Here is a 13,014-nt window from a genome sequence, read left to right on the forward strand (position 1 = left end):
GGAACTACATCAAGGAACAACAAACGGGCTCAGCGGCCCGGCTCGTCATTCCACAGAATCTTATGCAACTGCATCTGGAAGCGCACCGGCAGCCGGTCTTCCACGATCCAGTCCGCCAGCTGGCGGGCAGTGATCTCGCCCTTGCTGGGCGAGAAGAACACCATCGTGCGTTGTACCAGTTCGTGTTCGGCGACCATGGCCTTGGCCCAGTCGTAGTCTTCGCGGTTGCAGATCACGAACTTGATCTGGTCGCGCGTGGTCAGCAGCGGCAGGTTCTCCAGCCGGTTGTGGGCGACCTCGGCCGAGCCGGGGGTCTTGATGTCGACCACACGCGACACGCGCGGATCGACCGCACCGACGTCCAGCGCACCGGAGGTTTCCAGCGACACATCCAGGCCGGCATCACACAGCTTCTGCAGCAGCACCAGGCAGCGCTTCTGTGCCAGCGGCTCGCCGCCGGTCACACAGACGTGACGCACGCCCTGCGCCAGCACCTCGGCGACGATGTCGTCGATGTCCCACCAGGTGCCGCCGTGGAAGGCGTACGCGGTGTCGCAGTACTGGCAGCGCAGCGGGCAGCCGGTCAGGCGCACGAACACGGTCGGCCAACCAGCGGTATCGGCTTCGCCCTGCAGCGAGGTGAAGATCTCGGTGATCTTCAGGCGCGGCAGTGGCGACTGCACGATTTCGCTGGGCGTGGCGACGGCGGCGGACGGGGAAACGGCGGTCATGGCAAACAATTCTTCATGGGACGGGCGACGGATGTATCGGCGCCGGAAACGAAAGCAGCCGAGCATGGGCTCGGCTCTACAGGAGGCTGCCGGGAGTCAGCCCGGCGCCAGGGTGCGTATTGTACGCCCGGTCAGCGGATCAGCGGATCTGATTGCCAAGGCGGATCGATTGCAGGCGGTCCTGCGCGGTACGCGCGGCATCCGAGCCCGGGTATTGCGCCACGACGGTCTCCAGCGTCTGCTGGGCCTGGTCGACCTTGCCCTCGCCATACTGCGAGAGGCCGACCTTGAGCAGGCCACCTGCGGCCTTGTCGTGGGTGGGATAGCGCGAGAGCAGTTCGCGGAACTGGGACTCGGCCATCGGGAAATTGCGGGTAGCGTAGTAGCTCTCGCCCAGCCAGTACAGCGCATTGGGGGCGTAGACACCGTTCGGGTACAGCTCCAGGAAGCTCAGGAACAGCTGCGCCGAATCATCGTACTTGCCTGCCTTCAACGCATCGAAAGCCACGTTGTAGGACGTACGCTCGTCACCGGTGACGGCCAGACTGCCCGGGTCACCATGGACGGAAGGCGGCCGCTCGGAAGTGGCCGCCGCTGCGGGTTTTGCCGGGGCTGCAGGAGCCTTCGGTGCGCTCGCCGGAACAGCAGGCAGGGCCGGGGCGGCAGAGCCCCCTTCCAACCGGTTCAGGCGGCTGTCCAGATCCAGGTACTGGTCCTGGGCGGACTGCTTGAGCTGGGCGTTGTCGTGCTGGAGTTGCTCGATCGAGGCCTGCAGGCTGGTGACCTGCTGCCGCAGCTGGTTGATCTGGTTCAACAGGTCCTGGTTGGCACTGTTGTTGTACATCTGCTGCTCGAGCGAACCGACACGGTCGGCCAGACTCTGACGTTGTGCATGCGCCGGTGCGGCAGCCACGAGGGCTGCCGCAACGACCAGCATCAGTTTGATGCCAAGGCGCATGGATTACTGCGCGGTGTAGACGATTTCGACGCGACGGTTCTGCGACCAGCAGGACTCGTTCGACTCGGTGCAGACCGGACGCTCTTCACCGTAGGACACGACGGTCAGCTGCGAAGCCGAGCCACCGTTGGCCTGCAGCGCCGAGTTGACGCCGTTGCCACGACGCTCGCCCAGGGCCTGGTTGTACGCGCGCGAACCGCGCTCGTCGGTGTGGCCCTGCAGGGTGATGCGCGAAGACGGACGGTCACGCAGGTACTTGGCGTGGCAAGCCATGATGGCCTGGAATTCCGACTTCACTTCTTCCTTGTCCAGGTCGAAGTAGACAACGCGCTGACGCAGGCAGGCATCGGTGTCCAGATCGCCCGGGCCGTACAGGCCGGAGGTGGACGGACCGGTCGGGGTGGTGGTCGAGGTGCCGGTATCGACCGGAGCCGGGGCTTCTTCCTTGACCTTCTTCGAGCAACCGGCCAGGACGGCCACGGACAGCAGGGAAACAAGCAGAACGCGGGTGGACTTGTTCATGGCGATACCTTTGTGGCTCCTAAGCCGATGAGGGGTTCAATACAGAGAAAATATTAACACTCTTTTAGCGCTGGGTACGGTATGGGGACCATGCCGGCTCGCGCACATCACCGTCTGCCAGAACCAGGCGCTGGCGCACGCGCGCGTCGGCCGAGACGGCGTACAGCACACCACGACCACCCTCACGGGCGGCATACAGCACCATGCTCGCGTTGGGCGCGAAGCTCGGCGATTCGTCCAGCGAACCCGGCGACAGCGTGCTCCAGCGCGGCGAGCCCAGCGAGCTGTCCATCAGCGCGATCTTGTAGCTGTTGCCCGAACCCTGGGCGACAGCGATCTTCTTGCCGTCGTAGGACACCGAGGGCTTGGCGTTGTAGTTGCCCTGGAAGGTCACGCGCTCGGCGCTGCCACCACCGGCACCGACCTTGTAGACCTGCGGGCGACCGCCGCGGTCGGAGGTGAAGTACACCGCGCTGCCGTCCGGGGCCCAGGTCGGCTCGGTATCGATGGCGAAGTGGTTGGTCAGCTGGGTCAGCTGCTTGCTGCCCAGGTCCATCACGTAGATTTCCGGGTTGCCCGAACGCGACAGGGTCAGGGCCAGCTTGCGGCCGTCCGGCGAGAAGGCCGGGGCGCTGTTGATGCCGCGGAAGCTGGTGACCAGTTCACGGGCGCCGGTGGAGATGTTCTGGATGTAGATGGCCGAGTTGCCACGCTCGAAGCTGACGTAGGCCAGCTTGTTGCCATCCGGGCTCCACGACGGCGACAGCAGCGGCTCGGCCGAACGCACGATGGTCTGCGGGTTGAAGCCGTCCGAATCGGCGACCATCAGCGCATAGCGCATGGCGTCGCCCTTGCCGCTTGCGGTCACGTAGGCGATGCGGGTCCAGAAGGCGCCACGGACACCGGTGATCTTTTCGTAGATGGCGTCGGCCATCTGGTGGGCAACGTCGCGCATGGCGTTGCCGCGTGCGGTCATCGCCAGGCCCAGCAGGCGCTCGCCCTTGGGCACATCGAACAGTTCGTACTCGACGCGGTAGGCGCCGGCGCCGGCGTCCATGACCCGGCCGACGACGATGTAGTTCTGCTTCAGCGCACGCCAGGTGGCGAACTGGATGTCACCGCCACGGATCGGCTTTTCCACGATCTGCGCTTCGGGCAGCGTGCGGAACTGGCCCGAACGTTCCAGGTCGGCACGGACCACGCCGGCGACGTCGGTCTGCGGGGCGGCGGCCGAACCCTGGTAGGGCATCGGCACGATGGTGATCGGGAGGGCGGAGGCGTTGCCGCCGATGATGTCGATATCCAGCCCCTTCTGCTGCGCGACGGCAGCAAAGGGCAGCAACAGAGCCGCAAACACGGCAAGCCAGCGAGGCATCTTCTTCATGGAGCGCTCAAATAGGGGGAACCGGAACGAGGGATAACAAAACGGCAGTGAACCGCTTCGCAATCATGAACCAAGGGTACGTGAATTCCGGGTCAGTGCCAGCCGGTTCTCTCACATGCCGTTAACGTCGCGGCCAACTTCCGTGCGGATGACTCGCCCAAAGCATGGCTTGGACGGCACCGTACGATCCAGAGTCAGAGGCGTCATCGGATGACGGGACAGCCCCACAGGGCTGCCCTGCCCCTGCGCCTCAGCGATCCTGGGCGGTGAAGGTGAAGTTGATCGTGCGCGCGAACACCTGCTCGAAGCCTCGGTACGGCAGGGGCTGGGCGTTGAGCACGGCGGCTTCGATCGAGCGCTTGCCGGCCTCGTCGAACGGGCAGCCGGCGCTGACCGTAGCGCTGCGGACCGTCCCACCCGGCAGCTGGTTGATGGTGATCTGGCAGCGTTGGCCCAGCGGAACACTGTCCGGACGCACCCACTGCGCCAGCACCTTGGCCTGGATGGCCGCAGCGTACTTGGCTGACAGGTCGTCACTGCTGCCACCACCACCGGCAGCCGGCTGAGCGGCGCCGCTGGCGCCTGCGGCTGCAGTGCCGGCAGCGTTACGCGCGGCAGCGACCTGGCGCAGCTTCTGCTCGGCCAGCTTGGCTTCCTTCTCGGCCTGCTCGCGGCGGGCACGGATGTCGGCGATCTTCTTCTGCTTCTCGGCCTCGGCCTTGTCGGCCGCCAGACGCTCCTGGTCCGCCTGCTTCTTCTTGGCGTCCGCTTCCTGCTGCTTGGCCAGGCGCAGCTTCTGCTCGGCCTCTTCCTGGCGCTTGCGCTCGGTCAGGTCGATCTGCTCCTGGCGGCGCTTGGCTTCCTGCTCCTGCTTTGCCTTTTCCTGCGAGATCGCCAACGCGCTGACCGCGTCCTGGTCCTTGGTGTCCGGCTGCGCCACGCGCTCCTGCGCCTGTTGCTGCTGCGGCGTCGGCGCGTCCTGCGGGCGCGGCTCTTCAATCGGCTGCGGCGGCGGGATGGTGTCCTCCGGCACCGGGATCGGCTCGGCGACCGGCGGCGGCAGGTCTTCCAGCTTCTCCGACTGGCGCAGGGCCTGACGGGCGGCGGCGGCTTCGGACGCGGACAGCGCCAGGCTGGCCTCGACCGAGGGATCGCCTGCGGCGGCATCGGTATTGCGCTGCGGCGACCACAGCCAGGCGCCGATGAAGATCAGCGCGACCAGCAGGTGCACCAGCACGGCCAGTACCAGGGGCAGGCCCCAACCCGGTTCCTCCGTATGCGGCGGCGGCAGGGCGTCAGCGTGCATCGGTGGCCAGGCTCACCTTGTCGACGTGGGCACGCTTGATCACATCCATCGCATCGATGACCTTTTCATAGGCCACGGCACGGTCGGCGGCGACGATCACGCGCACGTCCTTGTCCTGCGCGGCGATGCCGGACAGGTGGCCCTGCAGTTCCTCGGCGGTGACTGCGGTGGGCTCCTTGGCGTCGGGCAGCTTCAGGCTGAGCTGGCCGTCCTGGCGCACCGAGACGATCAACGGATCCTGCTTGCTTTCCAGCGCCTTGGCGTTGGAATTGGGCAGGTCGACGTCGAAGGTCAGGGTGAGCATGGGCGCGGTGACCATGAAGATGATCAACAGCACCAGCATGACGTCGATATAAGGAACGACGTTGATTTCCGATTTCAGCTTGCGGCGCTTGCGGCGACCGATGGCAGCGGACATGGCTTGGACTCCCGGGTCTGGCGCTTACTCGTCGCCAGCGCTCTGGCGCTGCAGGATCGAGCTGAACTCGTCGGCGAAGGTCTCGAAACGCACCGACATGCGCTCCACGCGGGTGGTGAAGCGGTTGTAGGCCCACACTGCCGGAATCGCCACGAACAGGCCGATGGCGGTGGCGAACAGCGCTTCGGAGATGCCCGGGGCGACGGCGGCGATACCGGCCTGGGCACCGCTGCTGATCATGTCGTGCATGGTCACCATGATTCCGAATACGGTGCCGACCAGGCCCACGTACGGGGCGGTGGAACCGATGTTGGCCAGCAGTTCCAGGTTGCGTTCGAGCTGGTCGACTTCGCGGGTGTAGGTGGTGCGCATCGCGCGCTGGGCACCTTCCAGCTGGGCACGGCCATCCAGCCGGCGCTTGTCGCGCAGGCGGGTGTACTCGCGGAAACCGGCTTCGAAGATCGCTTCCAGGCCGCCGACATTGCGGCTGCGGTCGGTGGCCGAGCTGTACAGCTTGCCCAGGTCGGCACCGGACCAGAAGCGGTTCTCGAACTCGTCGGCTTCGCGTGTGGCCTGCTTGAAGATGCGGGCCTTGCGGAAAATGATCACCCAGCTGACGAACGAGCCGACCAGCAGCGCCAGCACGATGATCTTCACCGGCAGGCTGGCCTTGGCCATCAGTTCGAGGTAGTTGATGCCGCCGCCGGTGGTGGCCTGGGCAAGGGTCTGGGTCGCGGCATTGCTGACGTCAGCCGGCAAAGCCTCGGTGACCGTGGCCTGCAGGGCCAGGAGCGTTGCGATCATCCGTTGTTCCTCAAGAGTTCTGTTCGGATTCGGGGTGGAGGTGGGGTTGCAGCGCGGCAAGGACCAGATCGTCCATGCCACGCGGGCGGAAACTGGCCGCGTCCAGTGCGGCGATGCGGACCTGCGCGGACAGCAGCAGCTGGCCGTCGCGCAGGACCTGCTGGTCGAAGACCATGCTGGCCTTCTTCAGCTGGACCAGGCTGGCGCTCACCTGCAGCTGGTCATCCAGCCGTGCCGGCTTGATGAAGTCCATCTGCATGGAGCGCACCGCGAAGACCATGCCGTGCTCGGTACGCATGCGCTCCTGGCCGAAGCCCAGCGCACGCATCCATTCGGTCCGCGCCCTTTCCATGAAGGCCACGTAGCGGGCGTGGTAAACCACTCCGCCAGCGTCGGTATCTTCCCAGTAAATGCGTGTCGGCCAACTGAATCGGGGTTCAACCGAGGGTTCAACCGACATCGGGGACCTCGGCGAACAGATCCTGCGGCGGGTTTTTCGGCTTCAGGCCCAGGTGCCGGTAGGCCTTGTGGGTAGCCATGCGGCCGCGCGCGGTGCGCACCAGGTAGCCCTGCTGGATCAGGTACGGCTCGACCACATCTTCGAGCGTGCCACGCTCTTCGGACAGCGCCGCAGCCAGCGATTCAATGCCAACCGGGCCACCGTCGAAGTAGTCGACCATGGTCTTCAGCAGCCGACGATCGAGCTCATCGAAGCCCTCCGGGTCGACCTTGAGCATCTGCATCGCCGCCTGGGCCACGGTCTGGTCGATGTGGCCACCCGCCTTGACCTGGGCGTAATCGCGCACGCGGCGCAGCAGGCGGTTGGCGATACGCGGGGTGCCCCGCGCGCGGCGCGCGATCTCCCCTGCCCCGTCGGCGGTGCAGTCGATGGCCAGGATGGCGGCCGAGCGACGCACGATGCGGGTCAGTTCTTCGACGCTGTAGAACTCCAGGCGCTGGACGATGCCGAAGCGGTCGCGCAGCGGCGCGGTCAGCAGACCGGCGCGGGTGGTGGCGCCGATCAGGGTGAACGGCGGCAGATCGATCTTGATCGAGCGTGCTGCGGGGCCCTCGCCGATCATGATGTCGATCTGGAAATCTTCCATCGCCGGGTACAGCACTTCTTCCACCACCGGCGACAGGCGATGGATTTCGTCGATGAACAACACATCGTGCGGCTGCAGATTGGTCAGCAGCGCGGCGAGGTCGCCGGCCTTTTCGATCACCGGGCCGGAGGTCACGCGCAGGGCCACACCCAGTTCGTTGGCGATGACATGGCTGAGGGTGGTCTTGCCCAGGCCGGGCGGGCCGAAGATCAGCACGTGGTCCAGCGCATCACCACGACCCTTGGCGGCCTGGATGTAGATATCCATCTGTTCGCGCACCGGCACCTGGCCGAGGTAGTCGGCAAGTCGCTTGGGTCGGATGCTGGCGTCGGCGGCGTCATCCTCGCGGGTGGCGCCGGCACCGATGATGCGGTCGTCGGTCATGTGCTGATTATGCGGCAAAAACGGGGGGATTCGGCCGGGCTGCGCCCGGCACCCGCGGAGGCCAAAGCAACGGCAACAGCCGAAGCAAGAGCAGAAGCAGGTTTCCTGAGGGATGGCGGGGTGGGCCCGGTTGCGGGGGACGCTGCAAGTACGTCCATCTAAGCTCGGTCGCGCTATCCATGGCGCTCACGCCCCCGCAACCGGACCCACCCCACCTTCGACAGATCTGCGCAATCTGCCGGAATGGCATGTCCTGCTCCTGGTAGGTGTCGACCCTGGTCGACACGGTATGGCCTGCTCTTGGTAGGTGTCGACCTTGGTCGACACGGAATGGCCTGCTCTTGGTAGGTGTCGACCTTGGTCGACACGGAATGGCCTGCTCTTGGTGGGTGTCGACCTTGGTCGACACGGTAGATCCACGCCATGCGTGGATGGAGTTGTGGAGCCGAGCAATGCTCAGGTCAGGACCGGGGCAATTCAGGAGGTAAAGCCCCCTTGTTGTTCAAGGGGGCGCGCCGGCAGGCGCGGGGATAAGGTGGAATGCTCAGGGGCCCGCGATTTGCGCAGCACATCGTGGGGCGTAGCGCAGGTGGAGATTAAATCTCCACTTGCGCTCCGAGCTCCACCAACCGGTTGCCCGGAATGCGGAAGAAGCCCGTCGCCGGGGCGGCGTTCCTGTGCATCAGCGCGAACAGCTTGTCGCGCCAGATCGGCATGCCACGGTTGGCGGTGGCGACGATGGTTTCGCGGCTGGCGAAGAAGGTGGTGTCCATCGGGTCGAAGTAGATGCCCCCGTGGTCGCACGAGCGCATCAGCGCCAGCGGGACGTCGGGGGTCTCCATGAAGCCGAAACGCACGTAGACGCGGTAGAACTCATCGCCCACCGATTCGATCTTGAGGCGCTGCCCCTCCGCCGCGTACGGCACCGGCAGGGTCACCACATGCAGGAACACGTTGCGCTCGTGCAGCACCTTGTTGTGCTTGAGGTTGTGCATCAGCGCATGCGGGGCCACGGTCGGGTCGGCGGTTAGGAACACCGCAGTGCCCGGTACGCGTACGGGCGGCGCCAGCATCAGGCCCGGCAGGAAGGTGTCGATGCGGATGCCGTCCTTGCGGATCTCATCGCGCAGCAGTTCGCGGCCACGGCGCCAGGTGCGCATCATGGTGAACAGGAAGATGCCCAGCACCACCGGGAACCAGGCACCCTGCAGCAGCTTGGCGCCGTTGGCGATGACAAAGCCCAGATCGATGACGAAGAACACCACGCACAGCGGCAGGATCCAGTTGCGTGCCTTCGGCCACAGCGAACGTGCGACCAGGGCCAGCAGCAGGGTATCGATCAGCATGGTGGCCGACACCGAGATGCCGTAGGCCACGGCCAGGTTGGACGAGCTGCGGAAGGCCAGCACCAGGCCGATCACCATCACCGCGATGCCCCAGTTGATGCCGGGGATGTAGATCTGGCCGATGGTGTCGTGCGAGGTGTGCTTGATGCGCATGCGCGGGATGTAACCCAGCTGCATGGCCTGGCGCGAGACCGAGAACGCACCGGTGATGACCGACTGCGAGGCGATCACTGCGGCCATCGTGGCAAGCACGATCATCGGGTACAACGCCCACGACGGTACCGCCTCGAAGAACGGGTTCTTCACCGCCTCGGGGTGATTGAGCACCAGCGCGCCCTGCCCCAGGTAGTTCAGCACCAGGCACGGCAGCACGAAGAAGTACCAGGCGTGGCGGATCGGCTTGGCACCGAAGTGACCCATGTCGGCATACAGCGCCTCGCCACCGGTCACCGCCAGCACCACTGCGCCGAGGATGAAGATGCTGTGCCAGCCGTGTTCCATGAAGAAGCGGATCGCCCACCACGGGTTGAACGCTTTCAGCACTTCCGGCGCATCGACGATGTTGTAGATGCCGATCGCCGCCAGCGAAATGAACCAGATCGAGGTGATGGGGCCGAACAGCTTGCCGATCTTCTCGGTGCCAAAGCGCTGCACCGCGAACACCGCCAGCAGCACTACCACGGTGATCGGCACGATGAAGGCATGCAGCCCCGGCGCGGCAACCTCCAGGCCTTCGACCGCACCAAGCACCGATATCGCCGGGGTGATCACCCCATCGCCGAAGAACAGCGAGGCGCCGAAGATGCCGAGGATGCCGACCACATAGGCCGAGCGTGACCCGTTGCGCAGCGTGCGCTGGGTCAGCGCCATCAGCGCCATGATGCCGCCCTCACCGTCATTGTCGGCGCGCATGATGATGGTCACGTACTTCAGGGTGACCACGATGTTCAGCGCCCAGAACGCCAGCGACAGCACGCCCAGCACGGTGTCATGGTCGCTGGTGAGCCCGTAGTGCGGCGAGAACGCCTCCTTCAGGGTGTACAGCGGGCTGGTGCCGATATCGCCGAAGACCACGCCGATCGCACCGATGATCAGCGCCAGCCCCCCGGCGGGGGGAGCGTGACCATGGCCGCCATGGGCGGCGGTGTGCGGGGTTTGACTGCTGGACATGGGGCTCCTGGCGAAGCTCAGGGTGTAATGGGAAAGGAAACGGCGCGGCTCAGCGCAGCGCCGACTGCAGGGCCTTGCGGATGACCATGGCCACTTCGTCGCCCTCGTTGAAGGCTTCGCGCGCCATCCGCGCCGCCTCGGTCGGCTTGTAGCCCAGCTGCTGCAGCGCCACGGTGGCATCGGACAGCGGATCGGCCGGGGCCGGGCCACTGCCGGTCGGCAGTGCGCCACCGGCGCCGAACTGCGCCGCGCGGTCACGCAGCTCCAGCACCATGCGCTCGGCGGTCTTCTTGCCGATGCCCGGGATGCGGGTCAGCGCGGTGATGTCGCCGGCCTGGACCATGCGTGCGAATTCTTCGACGGTGACGCCGGACAGCACGGCCAGCGCGATCTTCGCGCCGATGCCGCTGACCCGCTGCACGTCGCGGAACAGGCGGCGCTCGCCTTCGCGCAGGAAGCCGTACAGCGAGACGCTGTCTTCCTTCTGCGAATAGTGGGTGTAGAGGATGACCTCACGGCCGAGCTCGGGCAGGTCGTAGAAGGTGCTCATCGGCGCCTCCAGCTCGTAGCCCACTCCGTTGACGTCCACCACCAGCCACGGCGGCGCCTTGTAGGCGACGATTCCGCGCAGTCGACCGATCATTGCGTGCAGCTCCTCATTTGCGGCCCCACGCCTGGCGGGCAGTCAGCCCCAGGCGGTTGGCCGTTGCCCTTACGTGGGCATGGGTGATGGCCACGGCCAACGCGTCGGCCGCGTCGGCCTGCAGCTTGGTTTTCAGGTTGAGCATGAGCCCGACCATGTGTTGAACCTGTTGCTTTTCGGCGCCGCCACGACCGACCACCGCCAGCTTGATCTCGCTGGCAGCGTATTCGTGCACGGGCAGGTCGCGCAGCACCACCGCCGAAATCGCCGCGCCACGGGCCTGGCCCAGCTTCAGCGCCGAGTCGGGGTTGCGTGCCATGAACACCTTTTCGATGGCCACTTCCTGCGGCTGGTACTCGTGGCACAGCTCAGCCAGGCCCAGCACCAGCAGCTTCATGCGCTGCGGGAAGTCGTCGGCCCCGAGCAGCACCAGCGGCTGGTGATGCACGTGGCTGACCCGGCCGCTGGCGTCGACGTCGATGATGCCGACCCCGGTCCGTTGTGAACCCGGGTCGATGCCGAGAATACGGGTCATGCGGCACACACGCAGGCGCCGCTGATCCGGGCAGGACGCATGCGGCGGTGATGGCTGGAAACGTCTGGGGTCATCATGGTCCGCATTGTCCGCTCACCGGCCGCCAAAGGCGACCGGTGGAGCGTACGTTCAGGCGTAGGCGTCCGCGCCGAGATCGGCGTTGGAGTACACGTCCTGCACGTCGTCGAGGTCTTCCAGCATGTCCAGCAGCTTCTTGACCTGCAGGACGGTGTCGCCCTCGACCTTGATGTCGTTGTCGGCGCGGAAGGTCAGCTCGGCATGGTCCGGCGTGCGGCCGGCCGCCTGCATCGCATCCTTGACCGCGTGGAAGCTGTCCGCGGCGGTGAGCACGTCGATCGCGCCATCCTCCGGGTAGACCACGATGTCATCGGCACCGGCCTCGATGGCCGCTTCGGAGATGGCGTCCTCATCGGCGCCGGCGGCGTAATGCAGCACGCCCACGCGCTTGAACATGAAGCTGACCGAGCCTTCGGTGCCCATGTTGCCGCCGCACTTGCTGAACGCATGGCGGACATCGGCCACGGTGCGCACGCGGTTGTCGGTCAGGCAATCGACGATGACGGCGACGCCACCGGGCGCGTAGCCCTCGTAGCGGATCTCTTCGTACTCGACGCCTTCCAGTTCACCGGTGGCCTTCTTGATGGCGCGCTCGATCACGTCCTTGGACATGTTCGCGGTCAACGCTTTGTCCACGGCCACACGCAGGCGCGGGTTGTTGTTGGGGTCGCCTCCACCGCCGCGCGCGGCGACGCCGATCTCACGGATGATCTTGGTGAAAATCTTGCCGCGCTTCGCGTCAGACGCGTTTTTGCGGTTCTCGATGGAGGGGCCTCTACCCATGGGTCTTTCCGTACGTGCGTTGATGGATAAGGCCGCGGATTCTACCTGATCGGGCCCGGCGACCGTGTCGAGGGCGGACAGATGCCGCAGGGCACGGCGCCCCTGTAGCGCCGGGCCATGCCCGGCGAGTGCAGCGGCGCTGGGTGACGTCGCTCAGGCCGCAGCGGCGTCGCGGCCATGGTCGAACTGGCCATGGCGGAGGAAATGCGCGGTCTGTCGCGCGGCATCGGGCGACACCACCAGGCCACTGTGGCTGGTGCGCACCACGCAGTGGTCGGACAGGCCCGGCAGGCGGGTCTCGGCCAGCGCCACGGTGCCGTCGGAATCGTCATCCAGCGCGCCGAGCAGGCTGCCCAGGCCATGCGGCACCGAGCCGGCGATCAGGCCGACCGCGGCCTTGCCCTGCCAGTCCGGCAGCCCGTCCAGCAACAGTTCGCTGCTGCGGCCCAGGGCCAGGCCCCAACCATGTTCGGACAGCGAGCGCGCGGTGCCACTGCCACGCAGTGGCGAACCCAGGCAGACCACGCGCTGCACGGGCAGCTGCGGCTGCCGGCGCAGGGCTTCCAGCGCCAGCAGGCCGCCAAGGCTGTGCCCGACCAGCGACAGCGGGCCTGCGTCTGCCAGCCGCTCCAGCAACTGCGGGACGGCCACATCGGGGCCGCCGAATACGGACGAGTAGCCAAAGGTATGGACCTGGAAGCCACGCGCGCGCAGGCGCCAGGCCAGTGGCCCGACCCAGGCACGGGCATTCCAGATGCCATGCAACAACAGAACGGGGGGAGTCATGTGCAACAGCCTGGCGGTCAGCGGGGCGAAACTACGGTGATTGAACAGAAGCCAGGGGCA

General features: G+C 66.2%; 14 protein-coding genes. All 14 read right to left on the reverse strand.

Annotated features, from left to right (window positions below):
* Nucleotides 1–29: 29 nt before the first annotated feature.
* The 14 genes from queE to AC27VL_RS10800 all read right to left on the reverse strand — a co-directional run bounded on the left by queE (nt 30) and on the right by AC27VL_RS10800 (nt 12,954).
* Nucleotides 30–731 carry a 7-carboxy-7-deazaguanine synthase QueE gene (gene queE / locus AC27VL_RS10735; protein ID WP_488766364.1) on the reverse strand — a complete coding sequence of 234 codons (702 nt, stop codon included), beginning with the start codon at nt 729–731 and terminating at the stop codon, nt 30–32.
* Nucleotides 732–870: 139 nt separating this feature from the next.
* A complete protein-coding gene (ybgF, locus tag AC27VL_RS10740) occupies nt 871–1,689 on the reverse strand; it encodes a tol-pal system protein YbgF (RefSeq protein ID WP_088100990.1) in 819 nt (272 codons plus the stop codon).
* Between the two features lie 3 nt (nt 1,690–1,692).
* The gene (gene pal / locus AC27VL_RS10745; RefSeq protein WP_100553345.1) at nt 1,693–2,211 is read right to left on the reverse strand and encodes a peptidoglycan-associated lipoprotein Pal; all 519 of its coding nucleotides are present in this window, start codon (nt 2,209–2,211) and stop codon (nt 1,693–1,695) included.
* A gap of 64 nt (nt 2,212–2,275) precedes the next feature.
* Nucleotides 2,276–3,595, reverse strand: coding sequence for a Tol-Pal system beta propeller repeat protein TolB (tolB, locus tag AC27VL_RS10750; RefSeq protein ID WP_100460130.1), 1,320 nt, complete (start codon nt 3,593–3,595; stop codon nt 2,276–2,278).
* Nucleotides 3,596–3,845: 250 nt separating this feature from the next.
* Nucleotides 3,846–4,901: a cell envelope integrity protein TolA gene (tolA, locus tag AC27VL_RS10755; RefSeq protein WP_488766367.1), complete on the reverse strand. Its 1,056-nt coding sequence runs from the start codon at nt 4,899–4,901 to the stop codon at nt 3,846–3,848.
* On the reverse strand, nt 4,891–5,319 hold the full coding sequence (tolR, locus tag AC27VL_RS10760; RefSeq protein WP_100553348.1) for a protein TolR: 429 nt from the start codon (nt 5,317–5,319) through the stop codon (nt 4,891–4,893). The genes tolA and tolR overlap by 11 nt, the downstream gene beginning before the upstream one ends.
* A gap of 24 nt (nt 5,320–5,343) precedes the next feature.
* Nucleotides 5,344–6,123: a protein TolQ gene (gene tolQ, locus AC27VL_RS10765; protein WP_025874672.1), complete on the reverse strand. Its 780-nt coding sequence runs from the start codon at nt 6,121–6,123 to the stop codon at nt 5,344–5,346.
* Nucleotides 6,124–6,133: 10 nt separating this feature from the next.
* A complete protein-coding gene (ybgC, locus tag AC27VL_RS10770) occupies nt 6,134–6,583 on the reverse strand; it encodes a tol-pal system-associated acyl-CoA thioesterase (RefSeq protein ID WP_100553349.1) in 450 nt (149 codons plus the stop codon).
* A complete protein-coding gene (ruvB, locus tag AC27VL_RS10775; protein ID WP_089236560.1) occupies nt 6,573–7,613 on the reverse strand; it encodes a Holliday junction branch migration DNA helicase RuvB in 1,041 nt (346 codons plus the stop codon). Before ruvB ends, ybgC begins: the two co-directional genes overlap by 11 nt.
* A 596-nt stretch (nt 7,614–8,209) precedes the next feature.
* On the reverse strand, nt 8,210–10,129 hold the full coding sequence (locus AC27VL_RS10780) for a potassium transporter Kup (RefSeq protein ID WP_089236561.1): 1,920 nt from the start codon (nt 10,127–10,129) through the stop codon (nt 8,210–8,212).
* A gap of 49 nt (nt 10,130–10,178) precedes the next feature.
* Nucleotides 10,179–10,772 (reverse strand): Holliday junction branch migration protein RuvA, encoded by a 594-nt coding sequence (gene ruvA, locus AC27VL_RS10785; protein ID WP_089236562.1) that lies wholly within the window; start codon nt 10,770–10,772, stop codon nt 10,179–10,181.
* A 13-nt stretch (nt 10,773–10,785) separates the two neighbouring features.
* A complete protein-coding gene (gene ruvC, locus AC27VL_RS10790) occupies nt 10,786–11,307 on the reverse strand; it encodes a crossover junction endodeoxyribonuclease RuvC (protein ID WP_089236563.1) in 522 nt (173 codons plus the stop codon).
* Between the two features lie 129 nt (nt 11,308–11,436).
* Nucleotides 11,437–12,168, reverse strand: coding sequence for a YebC/PmpR family DNA-binding transcriptional regulator (locus AC27VL_RS10795; protein WP_089236564.1), 732 nt, complete (start codon nt 12,166–12,168; stop codon nt 11,437–11,439).
* A gap of 153 nt (nt 12,169–12,321) precedes the next feature.
* Nucleotides 12,322–12,954, reverse strand: coding sequence for an esterase/lipase family protein (locus AC27VL_RS10800; RefSeq protein WP_089236565.1), 633 nt, complete (start codon nt 12,952–12,954; stop codon nt 12,322–12,324).
* Nucleotides 12,955–13,014 lie beyond the last annotated feature (60 nt).

The organism is Stenotrophomonas sp. 14P6.2.3, from assembly GCF_057799055.1.